This window comes from Winkia sp. UMB3158, assembly GCF_030217145.1.
GTDB classification, from domain to species: domain Bacteria; phylum Actinomycetota; class Actinomycetes; order Actinomycetales; family Actinomycetaceae; genus Winkia; species Winkia anitrata.
Genome location: NZ_JASONH010000004.1, coordinates 177,595 through 204,301 on the forward strand (window position 1 = coordinate 177,595; position 26,707 = coordinate 204,301).

Below are 26,707 nucleotides of genomic sequence, written 5' to 3' on the forward strand. Positions count from 1 at the left end.
CGCCGATAATCTACACTCTTCCCAACGCAAGTGAAACAGCGCGGCATTTTGCTTTTGTTTTTGCAATCCCCAGGGTAGGTTAGAGCCGTGCATTTTGTGATCATGGGATCCGGCCGTGTTGGTGCGGCAATGGCAATAGAGCTTGACCGGCAAGGCCACTCAGTTGCCGTAGTCGATCAGAACCCCGCCGCATTCCGAAAACTCAAGAAAGATTTCTCTGGCCAGAAGGTCAAGGGAGTGGGATTCGATAGAGACACGCTCCAGCGTGCAGGTATCGAAGACGCGTATGCCTTCGCGGCAGTATCTAACGGGGATAACTCCAACATTTTGTCTGCGCGGGTGGCTCGTGAAACCTTCGGGGTAAAGCGGGTTGTTGCCCGTATCTATGATCCTCGAAGAGCTGAGCTTTATCAGCGTTTAGGGATAGCCACCGTCGGGCCAGTGAAATGGACCTCAAGAGCAATGCTGCGCCGCATGCTCCCTGACAACTCTGAGGTGATTTTTGCCGACCAGACGAACGGCATGGAGATCTTGCGGGCTCGCCCCGCCAAGATGTGGCTCACCCGGCCCCTAGCGGAGCTCGAAAAAGCGTTGGGGGTACGAGTCGCATATGTTTCACGCCTGGGAAATGCCCTTTTAGCACGCCCGGATTATGTGGTGCAGGAAAACGATGAGCTTTTCATAGCAGTACAGCACTCCAATCTGACAGACGTGTCCCATCAGCTTGCCAACGGTCAAAGTGAGGAAAAATAAATGAGGATCGTCATTGCCGGGGCCGGTTCAGTCGGACGCTCGATCGCGGCGGAGCTCCTGTCCCACGGCCACCAGATCACACTTATGGACAAGTCCTCCGACAAGATGAGGGTAGCCTCTGTGGCCGAGGCCGACTGGATTTTGGCGGATGCCTGTTCTCCAGATGCGCTCTCGCAGGCGAAGGTAGACGAGTGCGATTTTATGGTTGCCGCTACTGGCGACGACAAGGCAAACCTGGTCATCTCGCTTCTTGCCAAGTCCGAGTTTGGAGTCCCCCACACCGTAGCTAGGGTAAACAATCCAAAAAATGAGTGGATGTTCGATAAGACTTGGGGCGTCGATGTGTCGGTGTCCACTCCTCGCATGATGACCGCTCTAGTAGAAGAGGCCGTTGCTGTTGGTTCGCTGGTCCGGATCTTCTGGTTCCACGAATCAACCACTTCAATGTATTCGGTCACCATCCCCAAGGACGCCCCAATTCAAGGGATGCGCTGCAAGGACGTAGCACTGCCTCCAGATGTAGTTTTGGCAGCTATCCTTCGCGATGAAAGGCCGTTCAATCCGACTGACGATGACACGGTTGAGGCAGGCGACGAGTTGCTGCTGCTATTCGGTGACCGCCAGGGCCCAGATGTGTTGGCCGAAGTCAGTGCGCTAGTGGCTTCTCCCGCTTCAGATAAGGAGCCAGAAGACGCCAACTGAGGTAGGCGACCAAAATATATGGTGGCAAGCCAAGGGCAAGCCTAGCGCTGCCTAAGGCTGCCACCTGGTCCGCAAGGTACAGAGGTGTCTCTACTGCCAAGCGAAGTCCAAATAGAACTACCCAAAGCCATGTTGCCCACGCCCCGGCCCGCCTGAGGCGCTGTGATGCCCCACTGACCTTTTCTCCGCGGTACAGGCAGACCAGCGCTGTACCAAGAGGGCGACGCACAAGTATAGAAATTAGGAATATCCCGCCATATATGGCGTTCAGCCATAATCCGAAGGCGAAGAAATCTGCGGGATTGCCGGTGAGTAGCGCCCACACTAGCCCTATCCCCACTCCAGCTAGGCCAACAAGTGCCTGCCTTATTGATTGCCGCTGTACTAAGCGAGCAATGAGGGCTATAGCACCACAGATGCCAGATCCAATTAGCGGGGCCTTCAAGGAGAAGGTCAGCACGTAGACAATGACGAATACCAATCCCGGAATAACCGATTCGAGGGTACCCCGCACTCCCCCAAGAGCTGCACCAACCGAAAAATCGCCCTCGTCCGTTACTCCAGGTAGTCTCGCACTCATTTTGCGCTCGCCAGTAACGAGTAGGCAGGATTTACGATACGCAGATGGTCGCGGTCTTCACTGACCATTCCTTCCAAAACCATGTGCGCTCCCGGCGCAATGCCAGGAATGTCATCTCGGCCCATCCAAACGAGTTCAATCGTGCCGGTGCCATCTGACAAGGTTGCCGAGAGGTCAATGGCTCCCGGCCGAGCGGGATAGGTGACGGATGTCAACACTCCACCAATACGCACTTCGTTTCGAGCCGAAACCGAGCGAATAGCCCGAGTTCCAAGAGCCTCGGAGATAGCCTTCTCGTCTTCAGCACCAATGTCTACACGAGACTTCCGGACCTGGTTAAACTTTCCCTTCAGCCAGGTAAACACGTTAGTCACTGTTCCGGTTCGTTCTGCTCGGCAATCTGCTCGACGAGTTCGGCCGGCAAAGTTAGCAAGAGCCGATCCCCGGGAGCCTTCGCTTCCGAGCCGCGGTCTATCACAATCCCATGCAAGACCGAGTCAAGGCTTCGCCTGGCAGCTTCATCAGTAGCCGCAGAGCCAAGATAGCAAACCCGCAAGAGCCACCGCGGTCCCTCGACGCCGACAGTCAAAGACGGAAGCTGTTCTTCCCCTTCGGGCGGAGTAGCGAGGACGGCATCGCCCTCGGGCAAAGACACTTTCTGCGCCTTCCACCCCATCTGCGCGAATCCTTCCAGCATGGCCGGAGCAGACGCAGCCCAGGCTCCGCCAGACCGTGGAGCGGCAAAAACACCCAGTTCAAATGCCGCATTATTAAGAATTACGCGTAGGCCAATCAGCTGATTCTGGTGCGGTAGCGGATTTATCTGCATGCCCTGCACATACGGCAGCTTGATGGGACCAAAATCAACAAGTGGCTCGTCGCCCTCAACCTGCGAAATGTCGAAGGGGCCAACTGTCTTTGCTAAAGGAGCCGCATCTGCCTCCTGAGCTACTGGCTCAGGCGACACCTCTGCTTGGCTGACCTTCTTTTTCCGTCGCGAAAAAAGACCCATTGCATTCTCTCTTCAGTGTTAGTCTGCGCAGTCTGTGCAGACTGGTTGTCCATCCTCTTCGTATGCTAGCTGCGAAGTGTGGTGGACCAAAAAGCAAATGGAGCAAGTGAATTCGTCGTCCTGACGCGGAACGACCCTGACGGACAGTTCTTCGCCGGAAAGGTCAGCACCGGGCAACTCGAAAGATTCGGCAGCTTCGTTTTCATCCTGCTCGACTTCGGAAGAACCGGCAGCATCGGCACGACGCGCCTTTAGCTCCTCGATGGAGTCTTCATTGTTGTCATCATCGCGCTTGCGAGGGCTGTCGTAATCAGTTGCCATGAAGGGTCCTTTCGGTCCTACGTAGTAAATTGGGTGCGCCGGGATATTAGCACCTATTTTTGCGCTAATCTACTCCACTTTTATCCAGGTGCTTTAGACTCGCCGAATTCTTTGGTAAAAATACCCTAATTGTGTGGCAATATCGACGGTATCGAAGCATCGGTAACACTCACTGAGTAGGACGGTTTTTGCGATGGTTGATTTGGAAGTTTTGGGCGCTACCCCCGATGGAACTGCGGTTATCCTGACCGACAGCGAAGGGGCTCGCTACAGCCTTCCCATCACCGAAGAACTACGAATCGCAGTCCGGCGCCCTCTCCGCGACCTTGCCTCCACTAGCGGAATTTCAGCTAATAAAAAGATTCGCCCGAAGGAGATCCAGACTTTGATGAGGGCGGGCGTATCAGCAGCTGAGATCGCCGCCAACCATGACATGGAGGTCGAATCCCTCGAGCGCTTTGAAAGCCCGATCCTTGCTGAGCGTGCTTACGCAGCTGAACAGGGGCGCAATGCTCGCATTTCCCGCGAGGCCACAGCTCCTACTCTCGGAGAACTAGTAGTGAATCGCCTGGCGGCACGCGGCATAGACCCGGAGCACACCACCTGGGACGCTACGCGCAATCCAGGCGAGCCCTGGCACGTAAACGTCACATTCGTGCAAGACGCTACTGAGCACATCGCCACGTGGAAATTGAACCAGGCAGGACGCTCGGTAGAGGCTATTGATCAAGAGGCTACCTGGCTAACCGAAACTACAACGCCTGCAGGGCCGCAGCGGGGCGCAATCCCCCTGCATCCCGCGCCTGAACCAGCCGAAACCGAAGAGGTCGAACAGGTGCAGGGAACGGAACAGTTACTTGACGAATTGAACGCCAGACGCGGGCAGCGCGTAGAGCCCGCTACCGGGGAAGAGCCCGAAGACGAGGAAGATCCCGATGCTCTCCCAGGGATGGAGCATATCGAGTCTGCCCCGAAGCCTGACCGCGCCGAGGAACGTCCTGCCAAAAAGAAAGGTAGGCGCGCTATGCCTAGTTGGGACGAAATCGTGTTTGGAGCGAAACCCTAAAACGCTCTCAATACTGGAATGCGCATCTCCTCACTAGTAAGGGACCCGTGCACCCCCACAAGCGATCTAGCACCTTCAGAGTGTACTCCTCTTACGTAGCATACCCAGCGCCCGCGCATCCATACCTGGACTGATCCGGCAACCCCGTCGCGGACGGGGCCTATCGGAGATTCTTCGGCAGTGGTAACCCAAGCCCGCTCCGCAAGCCTTTCCCGCCAGCGCTCGACCGTTAGGATGGGATCCTCGCAGTGCAAGTGCAGCGCGCGTGGCTCCCCCGCTACTGCGTACACGCCCTCTAGGAGGTCTGGATACGCATCGGCTTCAATAGCATGGTCTTCATCAGTATTAACCATGCCATGGTCGGCAGTAACTACCAGGCAGGCGCCCTCGGGCAAGCTCCGACTCAAATTAGAAACTGTAGAATCTATCTCTTCTAATTGCCCTAGCCATGACTCGGAGCCCACTCCTTTGCCGTGCCCCGCATGATCCAATTCGGACCAGTACATGTAGACCACGTCAGCTCCTGCACGGAGCGCACTCAAAGAGCGTTTGGCAGTTTCGGTCAAAGACCGAGCCGGCAGAAAATCACTGCCGCGCAGCGCTGCTTTGGTAAGGCCAGAACCGGCAAATTTGGGTTTACCTACGAAGACCGCCCTCTTTCCGGCTTGCGCCAGTCGTTCGAAAAAAGTGGGCTGATCCTGCCATTCTTGGGGATTTTTGCCGTGGGCGAAGGTGATCAGGTTTTCTCGCCAGTTCCGCCCTGCCACTTCGTATCCTGCCATGCGGGTTTGTCCGGGAGTCTTGCCAGTAGCGAAGGACGTAATAGCAGCTGCGGTAGTGGAAGGCACGCAGGTTTGACAGCGCTGCACAGAATCGAGCTGGCGCATATTTCGCACATGCCCCCGGTAGTGCTCAAGCTGAGAAAGGCCCATGCCATCGACCAGGAAGAAAAGTACTTGCTTGCAGCCAGGCAGTAGCCAAGTGTCGTTTCCCTCCAAAGATTCCACTGCTGCGCTAAACAAGTCGTAAATACGAAAACTAGGGTAACCCGTACCCCAAGCATTACCTTGGCGCGGAGTGGAAATGGTCATTTAGCGCTCCTTTCCGGCGTGGGCTACCAACTGGCGATGGTAATAGTTCCGATAATAAGCCCATGAAGTCTCTAGAGCACGAAGATACTGACACCATCGTCGATATTGATGTTTCCCAGGAGATGCAGACATCTTTTTTGGAATACGCCTACTCGGTGATCTACACCCGTGCTCTCCCTGATGCCCGTGACGGTCTCAAACCTGTTCAGCGACGCATCCTTTACACGATGTCCAACATGGGACTACTTCCCACCAAAGGTCATGTCAAGTCCTCGCGAGTGGTCGGCGAAGTCATGGGTAAACTCCACCCTCATGGCGATTCAGCAATCTACGATGCCATTGTTCGACTTGCCCAGGATTTTACGATGCGTCTACCGCTTGCCGACGGGCACGGCAACTTCGGTTCGCTAGACGACGGGCCGGCTGCCTCCCGTTATACCGAGGTGCGCATGGCGGAGGCTTCCTTGGACATGGTCTCCAACATCGCTGAAGACACCGTAGACATGGAGCCAAACTATGACTCCACCTTGACTCAGCCCAGTGTTCTTCCTGCGGGGTTCCCGAATCTACTGGTGAACGGGGCCTCTGGCATTGCCGTTGGTATGGCTACCAACATTGCCCCGCACAATCTCGGAGAGGTTACCGCCGGCGCGCGCTATCTGCTGGCAAATCCTGACGCTACTACAGAGGATCTGATGCGGTTTATTCCGGGTCCGGACCTTCCCTGTGGCGGAATCATAGTTGGCCTGGATGGCATTCGTGATGCCTACGAAACTGGCCGCGGCGTGTTTAAAACCCGAGCGAAGACATCCATCGAGCGAGTCAGCCCACGTAAGCATGGGATAGTCGTCACGGAACTGCCCTACCTGGTAGGTCCCGAACGCGTGATTGAAAAGATCAAGGAAGGCGTAAAGCGAGGCCGCATCAAGGGCCTCTCGAACGTGTCTGATCTGACCGACAGGAATCACGGGTTGCGGATCGTTATCGAGGTAAAGAATGGTTTCAATCCGGAGGCTGTTCTCTCTCAGCTCTTCCGGCATACTCCCATGGAGGATTCTTTCGGAATCAATGCCGTCGCTCTTGTCGACGGCCAACCGCAAACGCTCGGCCTCAAAAAGATGTTGCAGGTCTTCTTGGATCATCGCATGGAGGTAGTACTGCGTAGGTCCAAATATCGCCTTAACAAGGCCCAAGAGCGGCTGCACTTGGTAGAGGGCCTACTGATCGCGGTCTTGGATATTGATGACGTCATAGCCATCATTCGTGCCTCCGAGGACGTAGCTTCAGCTAGGGAGCGTCTGAAGACGGCATTCGACCTCGACGACGTGCAGGCAGATCACATCCTGGCGCTGCGTCTTCGTAAACTCACAAAGTTCTCCCGGCTAGAACTAGAGGGCGAACGCGATGAACTAATGCGCGACATCGCTACTTTGCAGGAAATCATTGAGAATGACCAGGTCCGTAAGGACTTGGTATCCAAGGAACTTGCTGAGGTCTCGGATCGGCTTTCTACACCGCGCCGAACCCTTCTGCTGGAAGACGCAGGGGCTGTGGTCCCCACGGCATCGGCGAAGGCCAACTTGGATCTGGAAGTTGCCGACGATCCCTGTCAGCTCCTGCTATCTACTACCGGCCGCTTGGCCCGTGTCAGTGGCGAAGAGTCCGTAAGTCGCACGGGATCCCGATCTCCTCACGACGCGTTGGCTGCCACTCTCGGTACAACTGTTAGGGCCGAAGTCGGGCTAGCCACCTCTAAAGGCAGGATGCTCCGGTTTAACGTTCTGGATACTCCATCTTTGCCGCGCACCCAGGATGCGCCTTCTCTCAATGCCGGCATGCCGGCGGAATCATTGGTGGATCTGCAAAAAGATGAGCGCGTCATCGGTTTGGCATCACTCGACCCAAACTCCACGATCATGGGTGCTATATCACGGAGCGGTCAGGTGAAACGGATACGGCCGGAATATCCTGTTAGCAAGGATGAATGGATCTACATGGGGCTAGAAGATTCAGACGAGGTGTTATGCCTGGTACCCGCCCCAGATGAGGCCGACGCTGTCCTAATTTCCTCTACGGGGCAACTGCTTCGTACCCCCGGCCAAAAGATCCGCCCTCAAGGCACATCCGGACATGGCGTGGCGGGAATGTCCGTGCAAGACGGCGCAGTAATCGCCGGTACTTTCACTGCCGAGCAAGACGCGTTGGTTATAACCGTTGCTGCCCTGAGTACTGCGCTACCTGGCACCGGTCAAACTTCAGCTAAGGTAACCCCCCTCTCAGAATTTCCCACCAAGGGGCGCGGTGGCCAGGGTGTGCGCGCACAGCGTTTCCTAAAGGATGAGGACTGTCTTGAAGTGGCAGGGGTTCTAGCTGATCCGAGGGCGGTAGATTCTGCCGGTTCGCCAGTTGAACTGCCGGATATCAATCCAAAGCGTGACGGTTCCGGATCTCCGCTTTTGAACCAGATAGCCTCAATCGGATAGGTGCACCGTGTATGCCCTAGTTCGGGCAACCGTGCGGAACCCCAGCGAATGGTATAGGTCTAGGGCTCCAGAATCGTTTTCGGAACTGATGCCAGCTCCAATTGCATCCAGCCCGTCTTCGGCACACTGCTGCATCACCGCTGTGAGCAGTCTGCCTCCCACATTGGTCTGGCGCCACGGCTCGGCTACAGCAAATATGTCTACGTAGCATTCCTTCAGCCCAAGTGCCTGCCAGTCTTGCTTGTAGAGCGAGCACATTACCAGACCAGCTATTTGCGCCCTATCAGTGGATTTGTCTAGGGCAATAAAGGAATGCTGCTCCGAAAAGTGAGGGCGTCCTTCTTCCCATTCCTGTTCGCTAAGAGGGCTGGAGCCCCATTTCTGTCCCGTAACGTCGTTTACCGCAAGACGCAATTCATCATCTAGATCTGCGCTCCAGGGCACAATTGAGATAAACGGATCGGCCTGCAGCGCGGGGAACGAGTCTAAGCTAGCCCGCAGTTCATAGTAGGTCTTAGTCCAGGTAAAACCTCTTGAGGCCAGCACATCTACGAGCTCTGCCATTCCCTCGTCGACATGCATAACAACGTCACCTTCGTTGCCGCCAAGGAGTTCTTTTCCTGCCTGCAGTTGCAAGTCAACTATGCGCCCGCCCAACTTTTGCCTGCGATAGTCAGGATCTACTCCCCCAATGCAGAGCACCCGCGGTGGTTGAGACGGGCGAAATAGAGCATGGCCGAAAGCCACCAATGTCGCTCCTGCAAAAGCCCCAAACGCGCGCCATCGCTGGTCCGCCGCGAAATCGGCCTCTATCTCGGCACGGCTAGTCCGGTACGGAGGGTTATCGACATGCTGGATCCGCTCAGTTAGCTTTGCTACCTGAGCCGAGTCCTTGCTGTTTAGTTCCCTCCAGGTGATGGTCATGTCACAACTCGATCGAATAGACTTTCCTAGCGCCCACTTTTTCGAACTTCAACTGAGTGAGCATGGGATCTAGTGCCCATTTCGAGGCTTCGTCCAGTTCTAAGGCTATTCTTTGCCCACCTTGACGCGCGGCCTTATCGCAGATGACCGACATGAGCTCTGCAAGAGCCGCCCCCCTCTTCGGCTTTCTAGCGGCAGTCACCTGGCACTGCACGTCTGCTTCTTCCTGGCCAAGACGCAAGCCCTCTTCCTTGGTAACGAGCACAACTGCCTTCAGTTCGCCGTCCTCGAGCAGAGCTAAAGACAGATCTGTATCCATCCTGTCGCTTACCTGCTCTGCCCAGCCACGCACTTGGTCAGCAGTAGCTCCAAGAGAGGTACGCTCCGAGACCACAAACTTCATTAGTTCAGATTTTTCCAGTGAGGATGCTGGCACAATCTGCCCAGTTGCATTGGCGAAATCGGCAGGCAGCTCCTGCAGTGACCTGGATAGGCACAGCAAGGTCGACTTGGCCGAAAATCCGCCAGCAATGTACATCCGGCGCCGGTCCTGCAACTTCTCGTCTACCACGTTCAAAATCGAAGCTGGAGCATCAGAGAGGTCTCCGAAAACCTGCACCAGCAGCTGCCTTGCCCGAGCATCCTGCCATGCCAACAAGGCCCGCCCGATACCGCGGCCGCGCCAGGTAGGAGAAGTTACTGCAAACAGCTCGGCACGAGCAGGTAACTGATCTTTGTTTATCAAGGTAACCGCAGCAAATGCTGCAATGTCTCCACGGGCATCTTGCCCCACGATGGCATCCTGATAATCGTTCGGCTCCACGAGGCGCTCTAGCCTAGCCGGCGGCGTAGGCCGTACAACCTGGTCGTGGTTTTCACAAAAGTATACGAACCTGGAAAGCGCCGGCAGATCGCTGGCCGAGGAAAAACGCCAGGACAGCCCTAGGTGCGGGCCTGGTATAGAAGCCCGAAACGGCGGATGCACTCGATTAACTAATGGTTGGGACACGTCTCTCATTGTAATAGGTCTTTAGTCTTTACCGGAAACTCATATTGTTTAGGCATCAATGCGTTCGCGGTCGAACTCGTGCGAGCCCGCCACTATGAAATCGCGTCTAGGGGCAACGGTAGAACCCATAAGAAGCTCGAATACCTCTTCGGCTTTCTCTACTGCCTCTTCATCATCTAGCGTTACTCGCCGCAACGTCCGATGCTCAGGTTCCATAGTGGTTTCAGCAAGCTGATCCGCATCCATCTCGCCGAGTCCCTTGTAGCGCTGAATTGGTTCCTTATAAGTGCGCCCACGTCTCTTCAATTCAGCCAACTTCCGGTGCAGTTCAGCTTCGGAATACGTGTAGATGAATTCGCGCGGTTTGCGCCCCTTTGCCGCCACCTCAATGCGGTGCAGCGGAGGAACCGCCGCATACACTCTTCCCTGTTCGATCAGCGGTCGCATGTACCTGAAGAACAATGTGAGCAGCAGAGTGCGAATATGCGCCCCATCAACATCAGCATCCGTCATCATGACGATCTTCGAATACCGAGCCGCGTCAATATCAAAGCTCCGCCCAGAGCCAGCGCCTACCACCTGAATAATGGCAGAGCACTCGGCATTCGACAGCATGTCCGAGGTGGAGGATTTTTGCACATTCAAAATCTTGCCACGAATGGGAAACAGGGCCTGAAATTCGCTATTGCGCGCTACTTTGGCAGTGCCAAGTGCGGAATCGCCCTCGACAATAAAAAGTTCAGAACGCTCTACATCGTTGCTTCGGCAATCCGCCAGTTTGGCAGGCAATGAAGAAGTTTCCAGAGCGTTCTTACGGCGCGAGATTTCCTTCGAGACCCGGGCACTCACGCGCGCCCGCATCTCGCCTACAACCTTCTCGAGAATCGTAAAGGTCTGAGATTTATCCTCGCGTTTAGAGGAAGTAAAACGAGCTTTTAGGCCCTCCGTAACGATCTTATTTACCGCCCGGCGTGCCTGCGGGGTACCCAGTACTTCTTTAGTCTGCCCTTCAAATTGGGGCTCGGGGAGCGAAACCGTGACCACCCCGGTCAGCCCAGCTAGAACGTCATCTTTTTCGACCTTGCCGTCCTTCGCACCGACTTTCAGCTTTCGAGCAGACTTTTCTATTTGGGCGCGAACCACCTTGAGGACAGCCTGTTCAAACCCCGCCACGTGGGTGCCGCCCTTGGGCGTGGCAATGATATTTACAAAACCGCGAATGTCCGTGTCGTAGCCGGTACCCCACCTAAGGGCGACCGAGACGTGACAGTTACGTTGCCGCTCAATCGGTGCCAGGTGCCCAGTCTCAGGACTAATCTCTTGGACAACTTCCTGGTAAGGAAAATCCCCTTCTATAGCCCAGGTGTCACAAACCGGGGTGTCCTTGGCATTGAATTCCACAAAGTCGCTAATCCCGCCAGAAAAGTGAAAGGACTCCACAACCGGTTCCTCGCCGCGCTCATCCCTACACTCGATCGTCACCGTAGGCACTAAGAAACAGGTCTGCCTGGCCCTGTTCAACAGCTTTTCCCAGTCAAAAGTTTCAGTCGGCGGAAAGATTTGGAAGTCATCCCAAAAGCGCACCCGGGTGCCAGTGACTCCCCTCTTGGTTTTTCCTACCACATCAAGATGTGATCCCTCAGTGAATGGGGTGAACGGCGAGTTTGGGGTGCGCCCTTTTGAATCATCAAATACGCCCGGTTCACCCCGACGGAAACACATCTGATAGGTCTTGCCACCGCGATCGACCTGAACGTCCAAACGTGCCGACAGGGCATTAACTACCGAGGCTCCAACCCCGTGCAAGCCACCTGCTGCGGCATAGTTACCCGAATCAAATTTTCCGCCTGCATGTAGTTTCGTGTATACAACCTCAACGCCTGATCGCCCGGTGCCCCGGACCTCGTCCACGGGAATACCGCGACCATTATCAAAAACGGAAACAGAGCGGTCTGGGTGCAAAGTGACAACAATCTTGTCGCAGTATCCTTCGACAGCCTCATCGACCGCGTTATCTACGATTTCCCATACGCAGTGCATCAAACCGCGCCTGTCCGTAGAGCCGATGTACATACCTGGACGTTTACGCACCGCGTCCAAGCCCTCCAACACGGTTAAGTGTTGGGCATTATATTCCTGTTTCTTCTGTTCAGACGCACTCACAGAAGTAGTCTATTAGCTTAGTGACGTCATGGCCGGTAGCGACTCGAGTCCCACAGTTACCTGTTGCGCCTCTGGCGTAAAAGCGCCACAAAGTTGGAATCTGCCCCAAGACACCGTTCACAATAGGGGTATGGAAACAACAATCGAAAGAACCGAACAGACACAGACTTTCACCGCTGCTGATCGCTGCGATGCCTGTGGTGCTGCAGCTCAGGTTCGAGCGAACCTTATTTCCGGAGAACTATTGTTCTGTGGCCACCACGCCCGCCAATTCCAAGAAAAGCTGGTGCAGCAGGCGGTCAGCCTAGACGATCCTCAAGGTCTGCTGAAATAAGTAACCTTTGACTTATTTGACTTAAAAGTTTTGGGGCCCGCATTTGCGGGCCCCAAAACTATTTCAGTTCTAATCCAGGTAGTCGCGCAGAACCTGGGAACGGGACGGATGGCGCAACTTGGACATGGTCTTCGATTCGATCTGGCGAATGCGCTCGCGGGTAACTCCGTACACCTTGCCGATCTCGTCAAGAGTCTTAGGCTGGCCGTCACCAAGCCCGAAACGCATCGATACTACGCCCGCTTCACGCTCGGACAGGGTATCCAACACTCTGTGTAACTGTTCTTGCAGCAGGGTGAACGAGACGGCATCCGCTGGCACTACGGCCTCAGAATCCTCAATTAGATCGCCGAACTCGCTGTCGCCGTCCTCGCCTAGCGGAGTATGCAAGGAAATAGGTTCGCGACCGTATTTTTGAACCTCAACGACCTTCTCTGGAGTCATGTCCAGTTCCTTAGCCAACTCCTCGGGGGTGGGTTCACGACCAAGATCCTGCAACATCTGCCGCTGCACACGCGCCAGCTTGTTGATTACTTCGACCATGTGCACGGGAATTCGAATAGTACGAGCCTGGTCAGCCATTGCCCTAGTGATAGCCTGCCGAATCCACCAAGTCGCGTAGGTAGAGAACTTGTAGCCCTTGGCATAGTCAAACTTTTCGACCGCGCGAATCAGGCCCAGGTTGCCTTCCTGAATCAGGTCGAGGAACAGCATGCCACGGCCTGTGTAACGCTTTGCCAGTGAAACAACCAGACGCAGGTTCGCCTCTAACAGGTGATTCTTTGCATGCTGGCCGTCGATGCTTATTGCTCGCAGATCACGCATCTCTTTTGAAGTCATGGTCTGCGCATCCTGCTTCATCTTGTAATCGGCATACAGTCCCGCTTCGATGCGGCGAGCCAAGTCGACTTCCTCTTCAGCATTCAGCAACGGCACCTTACCGATTTGCTTCAGGTAATCCTTAACTGGATCAGCCGTTGCGCCCGCTACCGTAACCTGCTGTGCCGGCTCGTCACCCTCATCCTTTTCGGAAAGAGTGAAGCCGCTCTTTTCGTTGCGCTTCTTGCGACCGCGGTGAGCCTTCACTGCTGCCTTCCCGTGATGGGCCTTGACAGGCCCGTAATTCGGCTGGCCGGCCTGGGTCTTCTTTCCCTCTGCAGCGGGCTCGGCAGTAGCTTTTGCGGTGGCCTTGGTCTTCTTCTTAGCCGCTGATTTCTTTGTTGCTAAACCCTTGTTAGAGCTGGTTTTGCTGGTAGCATTGGCTTTGGAAGCGGATGCCTTGGAAGCGGTGTTCTTAGAACGCGAAGTTGACACGAATGCCCTTTCGTAAGCCAGTTTCCGCTATGCGGATGAAATCTCTATCTCTTCGCCATACGGCGTGCTAACACAATTATAACAACGAAAATCTCTTTGTCTTTCTGGGATCCCTCTAGCCAGGTACGATAGGGTGTTTAGCGTGACTTTTAATAGCCAGAAATTAAGCGACCTGTTAAGTGCAGAATTGGCTCAATGGAGGGCGAAGTGGCCTTCCACCACCGTTCTTAACGGTCTTGCCGACGGGCTTGTTCATTACACCAAGGGCGGAAAAAGATTGCGTGCCCGCGGAGTGCAGCTAGGCTTTTCGCTTGCAGACGGAGCCAGCCAGCTGGAAGATGCCTGCCTAACCGGCCAAGTTGCAGTAGAGCTGTATCAGGCCAGCGCACTAGCTCATGACGACATAGTTGATAACGCTGATTTGCGGCGGGGCGCCCCCTCCCTGCACCGTTTCTACGAGAGCTGGCACAAATCGCACAACTTTCGAGGCAACGAGCAGACATTCGGCCAGAACTGTGCCATTTTGGTAGGCGACCTGTTGCTCTCTCTTTCTCAGCAAGTAGCAAACAGGGCGGCAGATCTTGCTAATTCAAAGTCTGCGCGGGATACCTTCGCCCAGATGACTGCCGAGGTTGCTGTCGGACAGTTCCTCGACTGTGCGCTGGAGGATACCCCTGTTATGGACAATCCTGGCTACGCGCTCGAAGCTGCCCTTGACGTGGTGAAGCACAAGGCTGCCCGCTACTCGGTTGCCCTTCCTGTAATCTTCGGCGCGCAACTTGCCGGCGCCTCGGAAGCGCTAACCAACGGGCTCGAGAAGGTGCTAGAGCCTTGGGGCAGCGCCTTCCAGCTACGTGATGACCAGTTGGGGGTATTCGGCGATGATCAAATTATGGGAAAGGCGACAGGCGCAGACCTGATCGAAGGAAAGCGCACTGTACTCGTAGCTCTCACTCTAAAGCGGCTAGGAAAGAATGCCGAAGAATTTCTTGCTGCGCTGGGAACCGACCTATCCGAACGTGAAATCGACAAGATGCGACAGACTATATCCGCCTGTGGAGCCTACGACGACCACGAGCAGTTGATCGCCTCTTTGCTGCAGGATGGAGAGCAGCATCTTGCGCAGCTGGAATTGCCGGAAGCCGGCAAGGAATCGCTTCGCCAGTTCCGCAACCTACTTGTGAACCGGCAGGTCTAGAAAGCTAGCGAACGGGCGTAGGAATTAACTTGCTTCTTGCGCCCCTGCTTTAGCGCATCGATCGGGCGACCGACAAAAGTGTCATCGCCTTCCAGTAGCCAGGTTGTAGCCTGCACTAGATCCATTCCAGCATCCTGCAAGACTGTAAGTGTCCCGCTAAGCCCGTCCACCAGAGTCCACGATCCGTCCTGGAAGGACAGGAAGTCTTCTGGAATACACAGCACACCATTTTCGCTGCGTAGTGCCCCTACTCTCCCCTCGCGCACCGCCGAGCGCAGCCTAGAGTAAGGCACGGACAACATTTCGGAGACATCGGGCAGGGGAAGTAGTTTTTTGCTCATGCGCTTAAGACTACATTGCCCTCTGGGGCGTGTGTAAAGTTCGCCAGCGCGGTTTATACACGTAGAATGCAACCATGGAAGGACCTCGGGGGATCAAGCGCGCCGATTCGAAGAGAGCGCTGCATCTTCCATTTAAGGCCAACAAATCTAAAGGGGACACAAAGCCCCTTGCAGATGCGGAAAGTTCTGCCCCTTCAGCCCCGGCGGGCGATCCTCTAGTCGGCAAGATCGTGGACGGTAGGTACATGGTCTTGGACAAGATTTCCTCCGGCGGTATGGCAACTGTCTACAGAGCCCGCGACGAACGACTTGATAGGCCGGTAGCACTAAAAGTGATGCACCCGCACCTGTCCGGTTCTCCCGATCTAGTCGCTAGATTTAGACGCGAGGCAAGAGCTACTGCCCGGATCAATCACCCCTCGGTCGTATCTGTGTTTGACCAGGGAATAGTAAATGGTGCTGGCTATCTGGTAATGGAACTTGTCGACGGCACTAACCTGCGTGAGCGGCTTCGCGAGGAAGGCTCTCTTAGCCTAGGCGAAACGCTCTCCATTATCGACTCCGTCCTAGAGGCACTCGCTCCTGCCCACCGGTCAGGCCTTATTCATCGGGACGTGAAACCTGAAAACGTCCTTCTAACTAAAGATGGCAATGTTAAGGTTGCCGATTTCGGTCTGGCTCGTGCCGTATCAGATGCAACCATGGCCACCACCGGTTCCGTCCTCGGAACGGTCGCTTACATTCCTCCGGAACTAGTCACTTCCGGCGAGGCGGATGCTCGCTCTGATATCTACTCGGTTGGCATCATGGCCTATGAATTACTCACAGGTAAGCCACCTTATGTTTCGTCAAGCGCTATCGCGGTGGCTTGGTCGCACGTGCACGAGGACATTCCGCGCCTTTCCGACACAATTGAGTGGATCCCATCCGAGGTGGATGATCTGCTTTGCGCTCTTGCTGCCCGGGAACCGGCAGATCGCCCTCAAGATGGGGCTGCCGGAGCACACTACGTGCGTGAAGTGATTGATGCCTTAGATCCAGAAACGCTGGCAAAGAAGTACACTGTCCTCCCACAGCAAACCAAGGAAAAGAACAAAACAGAAGTTGCCCCGCGTTCTTCATCCACCGCAGCAATTGATTACGGTTCTGGCACTTCTGCGCTGCCGATTGGAGCAATTGATTCCCCCGCAACAATCCGCAAGTCAAAGAACTGGGCGGTAATCCTCGGGGCCATAGTGATCGTGCTGAGCCTAATTTTGGGCACCATCTGGTACTTCATCTATGGCCCTGGCAGACGCGTTGATGTTCCTAACGTGGTTGGGCTCCAGGATTCCACTGCAGAAAAGCTGCTTGTAGACACCAACCTGGATCCGAATAAGAAGGCAGAATTCTCGGACACGGTCCCAAGCGGCATTGTCATTTCTACGAAACCGTCAGCCAAACAAAAGGTGAAACCCGGTACCAAGATCGCTTTGGTTGTATCCAAAGGTGTGCAGATGGTGCCCCTGCCGGATGTAGTCGGAAAGTCCAAAGACGAGGCGATAGAGGCACTCAAGGCGGCTCCACTAACGATCGGAAAGATTTCCGAAGAATACTCGGGCACCGTTGCCAAGGACAAGGTAATATCTACCTCCCCTGCGCCTCCGGCCACACTTCGCCACCATACGAAGGTCTCCCTGGTCATTTCAAAGGGGCGCGAGCCCATAAAGATTCCTGATCTTTCAGGTAAAAGCGCTGAGGAAGCGGCCAAGGAGACTTCCCAACTTGGTCTTCGCGCAACCGTTACAGAGCAGCACTCCAATGACATCGCCGCAGGCAAGGTGCTCAGCCAGGATCCAAAGGCTGGCACTGACGCCTACCGGGGCGACCCAATCTCCTACGTGCTCTCGCTCGGGCCAGAAAAGAAAGAAGTTCCCAACCTTCGTGGCATGAAGATGTCAGAGGCAAAGGCCCAATTGGAAAAGCTAGGCTTCAAGGTTGAGGTGCGGGCCAAGCTCCTTGGCATTGACCCACACCGCGTATATGACCAAAGCCCGAAGGGCGGCAAGATGGCCAAGGTAGGCTCTACAATTACGCTGATCCACGTGTAGATCAGGAATTTAGCAGAGAAGCTACCTGGAAAGCCATCTCGAGGGATTGCTGATGATTCAGCCGCGGATCTACCAAAGTTTCGTATCTAGAACCCAGATCGGCCTCACCGACTGGCTCAGATCCACCGATTACTTCGGTAACGTCATCGCCGGTTAGCTCGACATGAATCCCACCCGGAATGGTGCCGAGGGCGCGGTGTACTTCGAAGAATCCCTTCACCTCGTCCAAGATTGTGTCAAAGCGCCGAGTCTTGTATCCACCATAGGTAATGGTGTTGCCGTGCATGGGGTCAGTTAGCCACGTATATGGACGTCCATCCGCCTTCACTGCCTCAACTAGTTTCGGAAGCTTCTCGCGGATATTCTCAGCGCCCATTCGCGTTATTAGCGACATGCGCCCAGGCTCGCCCTCTGGATTGAGCTTGTCGGTCAGGGCGAAGATGTCCTCCGGCTTTGCGTTCGGACCTATTTTGACGCCTATAGGATTCTTTACCTTGCTAAGAAGCTCGACGTGAGCTCCCTTCGGGTCACGAGTCCGCTCCCCAATCCACAACATGTGTGCCGACGTGTTGTAAAGATCGTCGGTACGGGAGTCGGTTCTGGTTAGCGCTGCTTCATATTCAAGTAGCAATGCCTCGTGAGCGCTATAAAAGTCAACATATTGCAATGCGTCAAAATCAACCCCGCAGGCTTTCATGAATTTAAGGGCGTGGTCGATCTCGGCCGCCAATTGCTCAAATTTCTTGTACGCGGGATTGGAAGTAAAACCGCGGTTCCATGCATGCACTTCCCGCAGATCTGCATAGCCACCCTGCGTGAATGCCCTAATCAGGTTAAACGTGGTACCGGAATGCGTGTAAGCTCCCAGCAGCCTGGCCGGATCCGGGGTGCGTGCTTCTTTCGTAAACTCGTGCGAGTTGACAGAGTCGCCGCGGTAAGACGGCAATGTAACCCCGTCGCGTTCCTCAAAGTCGCTACTACGCGGTTTTGCGTACTGACCGGCCATCCTGCCTACTTTGATGACGGGGATACCTCCCGCGTATGTGAGCACGATTGCCATCTGCAGGATTGTCTGCATCTTCAGGCGGACGTGGTCAGCGGTAGATTCAGCGAATGTCTCGGCGCAATCTCCGCCCATCAATACAAACGCTTCACCTGCGCCTGCCTGCCCCATCTGGGTCTTTAGCTTATCTACCTCGCCAGCAAAAACTAGTGGGGGCCGAAGCTCCAAATCTGCCAATACTGCTCGTAGGGCTTCTTCATCCGGATAGGCCGGTTGCTGCAGGGCAGGAAAAGCCCTCCAGGACTGTTTAGGATCTTCGGTAAGCATGCAACACATGATAGAGCGCAAACGCCCGCCTTATCGGAGTGTTCCGACAGACGGGCGCACGTGAGTAAAACTACTTTGCTAGTTTCTTGCCTCGGGGCTGGCCAATCTGCTCTAGCAGATCCACGTACCAGTCAACGTCCACATTGAAGGGCTTGCCGCCCTTGATGCGGGCGAAGTCGATGACTGACAGCTTGTCGTCATTGTCTTCATCATGACCGATAACGCCAGGTTTGCCTTCCTTAGCGCACTCCACTGCCAAGTCGCACATGGACTTGATTAGATCCAGGTCTTCCTTATTTGCAGCAGCCGAGCGAGAGAAGTAACCAGACTTCTGCACCATCACCTTTTCAGCGCCAATCCGCTTTGCAAACTGCTTGGCGAACCAATTGCCCGGATTGATAGTGTCCAGCTTTACGTGCCCGAAGGCGTCTCGCTGTACCTCTTCGCCGGCCTCTTCCAATTCGCGGACGATGTCATCTACACCAGCACCCTCCGACAGGAAAATGTTCACGTTTCCGAGCTCGTCCATGATGCCCTTCAGACGTTTCGACTCCGCATCAATGTCGATCGATTCCTCTGGGACGTAAACAGCATGAATGTCCCAGCGTTCCTTAGACAGGCCAATCGATGGCACCCAGTTGCGCTGATCCAAGCGCTCGCGGTAAACCTTGGCGGTCTGGGCAGTCAGGTAACCACAGTTACGGCCCATGACCTCATGAACAATGAGCATACGCGGGCTGACTCGATGTTCGCCGATGATATTAGCGGCGAAAGTTGCCCCCTGCTCAGCTGCAGTCCAAGCACCGAGCGACTGTCGGATCGGATATACGTCGTTATCGATAGTCTTCGGCAGCCCGACAACTGTCAGCTCATAATCGTGCTCGTGCAGATACTCCGCAAGATCAGCAGCAGTGGTGTTAGTGTCGTCGCCACCAATGGTGTGCAGTACGTCAACGCCATCATCCTTAAGCTTTTCGGCGGCATACCCAAGCGGCTCTACGCCCTCGGGAATAAGCCCTCGCTTTAGGAGGTCTTCCTTGTTAGTGAGCTTCACACGCGAGTTACCAATAGGCGATCCGCCAAACTCAGTCAGATGCAAGGCGTTCTTACGAGCCTCATCGTCGACCACAATGTAGTTCCCAGTTAGCAAGCCGTGGTAGCCATTCTGGTAAGCAATGATTTCAACATCTGGATTTTGCTTAGTGTAGTTATCGATCAGGTACCCAACGGCAGCTGACAGACAGGGAGCGAAACCACCGGCAGTTAGCAGGGCTACGCGACGCATAGTCATCAATTCCTTCCAAGAGATTTAATCTGTGTCACGGTCTATTGTAAAGGTTTTACGTTACTGGGCGCACACCGCCCATTTTTACTACTTCTGCTTTCCACCAGGCACGGGACCGGCAAATTTACCCTCTTCAGAGAGCTTGCGCTTTACATCAGCTGCGTACTTGTCCACATATTCTTGCCCGGAAAGACTCATTAGCGAATACATAATCTCGTCTGTGATTGCACGCAACACGAAGCGGTCGTTTTCTAGCCCCCGGTACCGGCTAAAGTCCAACGCCGGACCGACTTTGATGCCAACCCTGTGAGGGCGAGGAATCACAGTACCAATAGGCTGGGCCACGTTGGTGCCAATCATTGCTACCGGCACTACCGGAGCTCCCGATTCCAGTGCCATTCGGGCAACCCCTGTTTTACCGCGGTAAAGCCGCCCATCGGGGCTACGGGTACCCTCTGGGTAGATACCGAACAGGCCGCCCTCGTCTAGTCGGCGAAGCCCGGTACGCAAAGCAGCCTGCGACTTCTTGCCACCTGTTCGATCTACAGGAATAGTGCCAACGGCCCGCATGAAGCGAGCCACAAGCTTGCCTTTGACGCCTTTCCCGGTGAAGTAGTCGGCCTTTCCCATAAACACAACTTCCCGTTCAATCATCAAAGGCAGAAAGAACGAATCAATTACGGCCAGGTGATTGGAGGCCAAAATGGCGGGCCCCTCAGAGGGAATGTTCTCGGCGCCCTCTATCCAAGGTTTATAGACAATCTTTAGTATCGGGCCTAAAATCGCCTTCAGCAGTCGATAAAACACGTCTTTCCCTTCAAGTTCGCATCTGCCAGCTTTCACCTGTGGGTGGCAAGCGCTAGTCTTCATCGTATGACGGGAAAGCAAAACTTGGGGCACGGCGGGCCGGAAGACATGTCAAAAAAGGAATTAAATCGACGCTTCCGCGACATTGTGGAACAAATAGATATTTCCGATGCCCCCGGCATGGGAGTACAGATGGGCAAGAAAGCGCCCTCTCCTGGGGCAATGGCAATGCGCGGACCTCGTGATTACAGCCTCGAGGAAGAGCGTTTTACACCTCCAAGGCCCCAGGGGAAAATTAGCCTCTCTCTGCCTGTAATCATCTTCATCGCCATGTGGGCTATGGTTATTATCACAGCCACAATATTCTTCTTTATGGGAAGGACCATGCCTGCTTTCTTAGGTGGTGTCCTCATAGTTATTGCGCTCGCTACGCCGATCCCGCTTACTATTGCGCTGCGCTCCAGGCGAAGGTAATGACAGCCAGGCTATCGACAGAACTAGCGAAACTGCGCTCCCTAGATTCCACCAGTGGAGTTCAGTCCTCTTTTGAACAGATGGGCACCCCGCTCCAACAGGTTACGTTCGTAGTAGTTGACCTGGAGACTACAGGCATGGGCGCTGGTGCGGCAATCACAGAAATTGGGGCGGTGAAAGTGCGGGGCGGCGAAGTTCTGGGCGAGTTTTCGACGCTAGTAAACCCAGAGCAATACATTCCCCCCAAGATCACCGCTCTCACCGGTATCACAAATGCTGCTGTCAGCAGGGCACCAGTCATAGCATCGGTGTTTCCCACCTTCTTAGAATTCGCCTACTTCTCGGACCAGACTGTCCTAGTTGCACACAACGCTGCCTTTGACGTCGGGTTTCTAAAGAGGGCGGCATCTCGCCTCGCCTACCCCTGGCCTTCTCCGACAGTGCTGGACACCCTCGCTTTAGCCAGGTTGGTACTGCCCCGCCCACAGGTGCGCAATCATAAGTTAGGCACCTTGGCCGGGCTATTTTCGACCTCTACAATTCCTGATCACCGGGCACTGTCAGATGCCCGAGCAACCGTTGACGTGCTGTACGGACTGCTTGAAAAGGCCGCTCCTCTAGGCCTTACACATCTAGAAGATGTCCGTACTATTTCAAAGCCCGTCCCTTTGAAACGCAGGCGCAAGGTAGCGCTGGTACAGAATATTCCCGCCTGCCCAGGGGTGTACTACTTTCGTTCGCAGATAGGCGATGTCCTTTACGTCGGTTCTTCTAAGAACCTGCATTCTAGGACCCGCTCATATTTCACTGCAGGGGAAAACCGTGGTCGAATTCGTGAAATGCTGGATATAGCCGCCTCAGTCACCTATACGCGGACGCCTTCGGAACATCAGGCACGAATCCTGGAACTACAAGAGATCGCCAGACTTTCGCCTCCATACAACCGGGCCTCACGCAATCAGATGCGGCATTGGTGGGTCGAGCTCACAGTGGAAGAAGTGCCCAGGCTCAAAGTCACCCGTGTTCCTAAAGGGAAGCGAATGGGACCCTTCTCGTCCAGAAAGCGAGCGCAAGCAGCGTCTTTGATACTCTCTAGAGCGTCGCGACTACGGCAGTGCACCTCCCCTTTGCGGCGAGTAGCCCATCCCTATGCCAAGGATTGCTACCTGGCTGAGACTGCCGGTTGCACAGCACCCTGCCACGGATTCTCAAAGAAAGATGAAGAGGCAATCGTTGATGCGGCCAATCTCTTGGAGGGGCATCTTTCGACACTCGTTAGCTCTTTCATAGAAACTATCGGAGATTTTTCAGCCGCCGAGCAATATGAGGATGCCGCTATGGTCCGCGACGACCTAAAATCGCTTCTGGATGGTGCTTTTGCAAATCTTTGGACGAAATCGGTGCGCCGCTCCCCTAAGATCATTGCCGCTCGTAGGAGGCCGCAAGGAGGCTGGGAAATCTTAGGGTTTTCGCACGGAAGCCTGATAGCGAAAGCATTAAGCGCACCCAGGACTTCTCCCCTACCCGTCCTCGACTCGCTAACAAACATGTGGCCTGCAAAGGAAGATGAAGCGAAAACTTCGTTTTCCCGTGAGGAGCTATTGGCAAACTCTAAGTGGATTCTGCGGGAGGGAACCAGAATAATTTCTTGGCAAGGAAAAGACTCCGACCCCGCCTCCTGGGATGTTGACGGGGTCGGAAAATACTTAGGTTTGTACAAAAAACTTAAGCTGGCTACTTCGTAAGTTCAATCCACTTTTCCAAAAGCTCAGCCGGCTTGCCAGATTCCAACGTCTGCCTAGCAATTTGCAGGCCTGCCTTCAATCTATCGACCAGATCACCCTGGCTGACCTGTTCATTCAGACCATAAGCAACGATTCCACCTGCGGCATTCAGTAACACCGCGTCTTGGATCGGACCTTCCTGGCCGTCCATGATCTGATGGAAGACCTTGGCGTTGTGGGCAGGATCGCCGCCGCGTAGGTCTTCTAAACTAGCCTGTTGGAGTCCCAGCTGCGTCGTAGCGTCAACCTCGGAATATTCGACCTTGCCGTCTCGGATATCCCAGATCTGGTTTGGCTCAATTGCGGAAAGCTCATCCAGGCCCCGGTTGATGCCACGGAAGACCAGTCCACGCATTCCCCTGGCTGCAAATACGCCTGCTACAAGCGGGGCATTCTTTTCGCTCGCTACTCCCACCGCGCATGCCTCTGGTGCTGCCGGATTAGTAAGGGGGCCCAGTACGTTGAAAGCCGTTGGAATACCAAGCATCTTTCGGACAGGGGCAGCGAAACGCATGGACGGGTGGAATAGGTTGGCGAAGCAGAACGTAATTCCGATCTTCTTGAATACCTCAGCCACTTGCTTCGGGTTCAGGTTCAGATTGACACCCAGCGCTTCGATCACATCAGCAGCGCCACATGAAGAGGTCGACGCTCGGTTTCCGTGCTTTACCAGCGGTACTCCGGCTGCGGCGATGACCAGGGATGCCATAGTTGAGATATTTACGGTATGTGCCTGGTCGCCACCGGTGCCGACAATGTCTAAAACGTTAGTTGGCACATCGAGTGCCACTGCATGGGATTGCATCGAGTCAGCCAAGCCACGGATTTCCTCTACCGTGGCTCCCTTGGCGGCTAGCGCCGTTAGGAAACCCGCAAGTCGGGCGTCTCCGGCTTCGCCGGTCATTACCTGGTCCATTACCGAGTTTGCTTGTTCGTAAGTTAGGTCCTTACCGGCGACCGTTGTTGCCAGAATCTCTGGCCACTTCAATTCGTTCATTGTTTCTGTCTTAGTACTTCTGCTACTGCTTCTTGCATCTGTTTTGGATCAATAGGTAGGGGCACGCATGCCGCAGCTTTGGAAAAGTTAGCTAACCACTGGTCCTGGGGACGGGCGATTGTAAAAATAAACGCCGGGATGTGGTCTTCGTCAATCGTGTCTGCAATTGTCTTTGCCAGCACCAATCCAGAGGTTTTGGCTGTTTCACCGTCTAGTACGGCTACGGGGAATACTTTTTCTTCTACAGCCTCAAGAGCGGCTACGGGGGTAGCTACCTCATGCCAACGTACCGGGGGAAGGCCTTTGCCTGGCCTGTGTCCAACTGCCGTAATGATGGTTTCACGGGTTTCTTTGTCATCAGAGTAAACCAGCAGCTCCACCGGATTCTGTTCGCTAGCCATTTTCTTCCTCTCGCATACGACTGTGACGGACTGTGCCCGTAAAGAACATCTTAGTAGGAAACTTGCTGACCCTGCTTAACTGTCTAATGTTTAGTGACTGTGCGAGAAAAATATCCTGTTCACAGATAAGGTTGAATGTACCGGGCCTTTTGGCCCACCGGTTCATTCCGGAACTTCACAACGAATAGGAGGCAAGAATGGCCGAATACACTCTGCCCGATCTTCCCTATGACTATGCAGCCCTAGAGCCGCATATCTCTGGCAAGATCATGGAACTACACCACCACAAGCACCACGCCACTTATGTGAAGGGTGCTAATACCGCGCTAGAGAAGCTGGCTGACGCTCGCGACAAGGAAGATTTGGCCGCGATCAATCAGTTCGAAAAGGACCTGGCGTTCAATCTTGGCGGACACACCAACCACTCCATCTTCTGGACTAATCTCTCTCCGGATGGTGGGGATAAGCCCGAGGGCGAGCTAGCTGCTGCCATCGACGAGTTCTTTGGTTCGTTCGAAAAATTCAAGGCACAGTTCACTGCCGCAGCCACTGGCATCCAGGGCTCCGGATGGGCAATCCTGGCGTGGGACACCATCGGCCAGCGCCTAGTCACCTTCCAGCTATACGATCAGCAGGGCAACGTTCCCGTTGCAACCGTTCCACTATTGATGCTGGACATGTGGGAGCACGCCTTCTACCTTGACTACCAGAATGTCAAGGGAGACTACGTGAAGGCCTTCTGGAATATCGTCAACTGGCAGAACGTGGCACAGCGCTTCGAATCGGCTAAGACGAAATTTGATTGCCTGGTCAACCTGTAAGGTGTAGACCTACCGCATAAAGTTTTGGGAGGCACTTAGTGCCTCCCAAAACTTTATCTATCTAGCGACGTCACTTTGTAGCCAATTTACCAGTTAGGTCCAGGATCACGACGCGCGCATCCTGGGTAGCTCCCCCGGCTCCTTTGGCAGCAGGCATTTGCACTAGAACCCTTGAGCCAATTTTCTGGCCTAGGAATAGCTTCATCATGTTCGGATTGGTACCGATCGACTGCTGAGTATTTTGGATACCCCCCATTTCCCATGAGGATTGTGGGGAATCCTTGGGGCCATCCTTGCCAACAAGTTGGGCAGTGATGTGGTAGCCGACAATATCGTCAGCCTGGATCGGTTCTCCCTTGCCCTCATTCAGAACCGTGACCTGGAATTCAGTGGGTGCCTTAAACTCTTTGCTGATCTTGAGTTCCGGCTTTGTTCCTGGTTTGCCAGCTACAGACAGTCCCTTCCCCAGTTCCGGGTTTAAAGGCTTGGCACTAGCTAGTGCTGAAGTGTCAGTCATATTCGCCGAGTCTTTGATGTCTACGACAAATACCAGTGTAGATCCGGCAGGAATTGGACCATTTTCTTTGTCGCCATACCCTTTATCAGGCGGGATCACCAGCTGTACGCGGTCCCCCACGTGTTTTCCTGCTAGTCCTTCTTTCCACCCGGGTATCACCTGGTCCAGCCCAAAGGATGCAGGCCCTCTGTTGTTCTCCCAAGTAGAATCGAAGACCTTGCCGTTCCACAGCTGGCCGGTGTAAGAGGCAAGCACTGTATCTTTCTTGCCCACCTCATGCCCATCGCCCTTATGCAGTACACGGGTCTTCAACTCTTTAGGAGGCTGCCCTGTTCCCTTAGCAATTGACGGTTTCTGGCCAGCTTTCCCGGTGACAGCCGGAAAGCCCTTTTCAGCTTGAGAGCCGTCACCGGAAGAACAGGAGGTAAGGACTATAGCAATGATCGAAAAAACGGCGAGGATCGCCAGTAGCCGGTTGATTCCGGCAACGGTTCTGTTGCGCATATTTCCTAGTCTTTGTTGAGTTAGTGGAAGGACTGCCCGCACGCGCAGGAATTTGCCGCGTTCGGGTTGTCGATGGTAAACCCTTGGCGTTCGATAGTGTCTGCGAAGTCGATAGTGGCTCCAGCCAAATATGGAACCGACATCTTGTCCACGACTACCTCAACGCCGTCGAAGTTCCTGACTGCGTCTCCGTCGAGGAGACGCTCATCGAAAAATAGCTGGTAGATCAGCCCTGAACAGCCGCCCGGCTGAACGGCGACGCGAAGACGGAGGTCATCGCGGCCTTCCTGTTCTAGTAGAGAACGGACCTTCTGGGCAGCAGCCTCAGTTAGAGTTACCTCATGAGTGGGAGCCTCAGTTGCGCTCTGAGTCATACTTTCCTCCACGTTAGACATGTGCGGATGCA

At 54.6% G+C, this 26,707-nt stretch carries 27 protein-coding genes; 10 read left to right on the forward strand and 17 right to left on the reverse strand.

The window, feature by feature from the left end; all coding sequences use genetic code 11:
- Nucleotides 1-87 precede the first annotated feature (87 nt).
- Both QP400_RS05790 and QP400_RS05795 read left to right on the forward strand, forming a co-directional pair.
- Nucleotides 88-753 carry a potassium channel family protein gene (locus QP400_RS05790; RefSeq protein WP_004805298.1) on the forward strand — a complete coding sequence of 222 codons (666 nt, stop codon included), beginning with the start codon at nt 88-90 and terminating at the stop codon, nt 751-753.
- Nucleotides 754-1,455: a potassium channel family protein gene (locus QP400_RS05795; RefSeq protein ID WP_004805299.1), complete on the forward strand. Its 702-nt coding sequence runs from the start codon at nt 754-756 to the stop codon at nt 1,453-1,455.
- On the opposite strand, the gene QP400_RS05800 is transcribed toward QP400_RS05795, so the two are convergent.
- The 4 genes from QP400_RS05800 to QP400_RS05815 are packed head-to-tail and all read right to left on the reverse strand — an operon-like array spanning nt 1,400 to nt 3,368.
- Nucleotides 1,400-2,035, reverse strand: coding sequence for a DUF3159 domain-containing protein (locus tag QP400_RS05800; protein WP_004805301.1), 636 nt, complete (start codon nt 2,033-2,035; stop codon nt 1,400-1,402). The genes QP400_RS05795 and QP400_RS05800 overlap by 56 nt on opposite strands.
- Complete coding sequence (locus QP400_RS05805; RefSeq protein ID WP_004805303.1) at nt 2,032-2,409, reverse strand: OB-fold nucleic acid binding domain-containing protein; 378 nt, start codon at nt 2,407-2,409, stop codon at nt 2,032-2,034. Before QP400_RS05805 ends, QP400_RS05800 begins: the two co-directional genes overlap by 4 nt.
- Entirely contained in the window at nt 2,406-3,047 is a 642-nt protein-coding gene (locus tag QP400_RS05810; protein ID WP_004805305.1) for a DUF3710 domain-containing protein, read from the reverse strand. Before QP400_RS05810 ends, QP400_RS05805 begins: the two co-directional genes overlap by 4 nt.
- Before the next feature lie 18 nt (nt 3,048-3,065).
- Complete coding sequence (locus QP400_RS05815; protein ID WP_004805307.1) at nt 3,066-3,368, reverse strand: DUF4193 domain-containing protein; 303 nt, start codon at nt 3,366-3,368, stop codon at nt 3,066-3,068.
- 193 nt (nt 3,369-3,561) lie between these two features.
- Here QP400_RS05815 and sepH point away from each other — a divergent pair, with 193 nt between their 5' ends.
- Nucleotides 3,562-4,434, forward strand: a complete 873-nt coding sequence (gene sepH, locus QP400_RS05820; protein WP_004805309.1) for a septation protein SepH — start codon at nt 3,562-3,564, stop codon at nt 4,432-4,434.
- Here sepH and QP400_RS05825 read toward each other — a convergent pair.
- A complete protein-coding gene (locus tag QP400_RS05825; RefSeq protein WP_004805310.1) occupies nt 4,431-5,525 on the reverse strand; it encodes an alkaline phosphatase family protein in 1,095 nt (364 codons plus the stop codon). The genes sepH and QP400_RS05825 overlap by 4 nt on opposite strands.
- A gap of 62 nt (nt 5,526-5,587) precedes the next feature.
- On the opposite strand from QP400_RS05825, the gene QP400_RS05830 reads away from it, so the two are divergent.
- Entirely contained in the window at nt 5,588-8,008 is a 2,421-nt protein-coding gene (locus tag QP400_RS05830; protein WP_004805312.1) for a DNA gyrase/topoisomerase IV subunit A, read from the forward strand.
- Here the strand turns inward: QP400_RS05830 and QP400_RS05835 are convergent.
- The 3 genes from QP400_RS05835 to QP400_RS05845 all read right to left on the reverse strand — a co-directional run bounded on the left by QP400_RS05835 (nt 7,997) and on the right by QP400_RS05845 (nt 12,104).
- A complete protein-coding gene (locus QP400_RS05835) occupies nt 7,997-8,932 on the reverse strand; it encodes a GNAT family N-acetyltransferase (RefSeq protein WP_004805315.1) in 936 nt (311 codons plus the stop codon). The genes QP400_RS05830 and QP400_RS05835 overlap by 12 nt on opposite strands.
- A 1-nt stretch (nt 8,933) precedes the next feature.
- Nucleotides 8,934-9,755: a GNAT family N-acetyltransferase gene (locus tag QP400_RS05840; RefSeq protein WP_048707307.1), complete on the reverse strand. Its 822-nt coding sequence runs from the start codon at nt 9,753-9,755 to the stop codon at nt 8,934-8,936.
- Between the two features lie 234 nt (nt 9,756-9,989).
- Nucleotides 9,990-12,104, reverse strand: a complete 2,115-nt coding sequence (locus QP400_RS05845) for a DNA gyrase/topoisomerase IV subunit B (protein WP_004805318.1) — start codon at nt 12,102-12,104, stop codon at nt 9,990-9,992.
- A gap of 130 nt (nt 12,105-12,234) precedes the next feature.
- On the opposite strand from QP400_RS05845, the gene QP400_RS05850 reads away from it, so the two are divergent.
- Complete coding sequence (locus QP400_RS05850) at nt 12,235-12,438, forward strand: DUF7455 domain-containing protein (RefSeq protein WP_040314675.1); 204 nt, start codon at nt 12,235-12,237, stop codon at nt 12,436-12,438.
- Between the two features lie 69 nt (nt 12,439-12,507).
- Here the strand turns inward: QP400_RS05850 and QP400_RS05855 are convergent, their stop codons facing one another.
- Nucleotides 12,508-13,752, reverse strand: a complete 1,245-nt coding sequence (locus QP400_RS05855) for an RNA polymerase sigma factor (protein WP_004805321.1) — start codon at nt 13,750-13,752, stop codon at nt 12,508-12,510.
- Between the two features lie 142 nt (nt 13,753-13,894).
- Here QP400_RS05855 and QP400_RS05860 point away from each other — a divergent pair, with 142 nt between their 5' ends.
- Nucleotides 13,895-14,950 carry a polyprenyl synthetase family protein gene (locus QP400_RS05860; protein WP_285462575.1) on the forward strand — a complete coding sequence of 352 codons (1,056 nt, stop codon included), beginning with the start codon at nt 13,895-13,897 and terminating at the stop codon, nt 14,948-14,950.
- Here the strand turns inward: QP400_RS05860 and QP400_RS05865 are convergent.
- Nucleotides 14,947-15,291: an Rv2175c family DNA-binding protein gene (locus tag QP400_RS05865; protein ID WP_004805325.1), complete on the reverse strand. Its 345-nt coding sequence runs from the start codon at nt 15,289-15,291 to the stop codon at nt 14,947-14,949. The two genes, QP400_RS05860 and QP400_RS05865, sit on opposite strands and share 4 nt — an antisense overlap.
- A gap of 74 nt (nt 15,292-15,365) precedes the next feature.
- On the opposite strand from QP400_RS05865, the gene pknB reads away from it, so the two are divergent.
- Nucleotides 15,366-17,381, forward strand: coding sequence for a Stk1 family PASTA domain-containing Ser/Thr kinase (pknB, locus tag QP400_RS05870; protein ID WP_004805326.1), 2,016 nt, complete (start codon nt 15,366-15,368; stop codon nt 17,379-17,381).
- A 1-nt stretch (nt 17,382) separates the two neighbouring features.
- Here pknB and QP400_RS05875 read toward each other — a convergent pair whose 3' ends face one another.
- From QP400_RS05875 to QP400_RS05885, 3 genes are all read right to left on the reverse strand, one after another.
- Nucleotides 17,383-18,720, reverse strand: a complete 1,338-nt coding sequence (locus tag QP400_RS05875; RefSeq protein WP_004805329.1) for a class II 3-deoxy-7-phosphoheptulonate synthase — start codon at nt 18,718-18,720, stop codon at nt 17,383-17,385.
- 61 nt (nt 18,721-18,781) lie between these two features.
- A complete protein-coding gene (locus QP400_RS05880; RefSeq protein ID WP_040314676.1) occupies nt 18,782-20,002 on the reverse strand; it encodes a pyrophosphate--fructose-6-phosphate 1-phosphotransferase in 1,221 nt (406 codons plus the stop codon).
- An 81-nt stretch (nt 20,003-20,083) separates the two neighbouring features.
- Nucleotides 20,084-20,866, reverse strand: coding sequence for a lysophospholipid acyltransferase family protein (locus QP400_RS05885; RefSeq protein ID WP_081499147.1), 783 nt, complete (start codon nt 20,864-20,866; stop codon nt 20,084-20,086).
- A 3-nt stretch (nt 20,867-20,869) separates the two neighbouring features.
- Between QP400_RS05885 and QP400_RS05890 the strand changes: the two genes are divergently transcribed.
- Both QP400_RS05890 and QP400_RS05895 read left to right on the forward strand, forming a co-directional pair.
- Nucleotides 20,870-21,277 carry a hypothetical protein gene (locus QP400_RS05890; RefSeq protein ID WP_004805333.1) on the forward strand — a complete coding sequence of 136 codons (408 nt, stop codon included), beginning with the start codon at nt 20,870-20,872 and terminating at the stop codon, nt 21,275-21,277.
- The gene (locus tag QP400_RS05895) at nt 21,277-23,022 is read left to right on the forward strand and encodes a DEDD exonuclease domain-containing protein (protein ID WP_004805336.1); all 1,746 of its coding nucleotides are present in this window, start codon (nt 21,277-21,279) and stop codon (nt 23,020-23,022) included. Before QP400_RS05890 ends, QP400_RS05895 begins: the two co-directional genes overlap by 1 nt.
- On the opposite strand, the gene trpD is transcribed toward QP400_RS05895, so the two are convergent.
- Complete coding sequence (gene trpD, locus QP400_RS05900) at nt 23,012-24,058, reverse strand: anthranilate phosphoribosyltransferase (RefSeq protein WP_048707301.1); 1,047 nt, start codon at nt 24,056-24,058, stop codon at nt 23,012-23,014. The two genes, QP400_RS05895 and trpD, sit on opposite strands and share 11 nt — an antisense overlap.
- Nucleotides 24,055-24,459: a response regulator gene (locus QP400_RS05905; RefSeq protein WP_004805341.1), complete on the reverse strand. Its 405-nt coding sequence runs from the start codon at nt 24,457-24,459 to the stop codon at nt 24,055-24,057. Before QP400_RS05905 ends, trpD begins: the two co-directional genes overlap by 4 nt.
- A 197-nt stretch (nt 24,460-24,656) precedes the next feature.
- On the opposite strand from QP400_RS05905, the gene QP400_RS05910 reads away from it, so the two are divergent.
- Nucleotides 24,657-25,280, forward strand: a complete 624-nt coding sequence (locus QP400_RS05910; RefSeq protein ID WP_004805344.1) for a superoxide dismutase — start codon at nt 24,657-24,659, stop codon at nt 25,278-25,280.
- Nucleotides 25,281-25,350: 70 nt separating this feature from the next.
- Here the strand turns inward: QP400_RS05910 and QP400_RS05915 are convergent, their stop codons facing one another.
- On the reverse strand, nt 25,351-26,301 hold the full coding sequence (locus tag QP400_RS05915) for an FKBP-type peptidyl-prolyl cis-trans isomerase (RefSeq protein WP_004805345.1): 951 nt from the start codon (nt 26,299-26,301) through the stop codon (nt 25,351-25,353).
- A gap of 20 nt (nt 26,302-26,321) precedes the next feature.
- The gene (erpA, locus tag QP400_RS05920) at nt 26,322-26,675 is read right to left on the reverse strand and encodes an iron-sulfur cluster insertion protein ErpA (RefSeq protein ID WP_004805348.1); all 354 of its coding nucleotides are present in this window, start codon (nt 26,673-26,675) and stop codon (nt 26,322-26,324) included.
- Nucleotides 26,676-26,707: the final 32 nt, after the last annotated feature.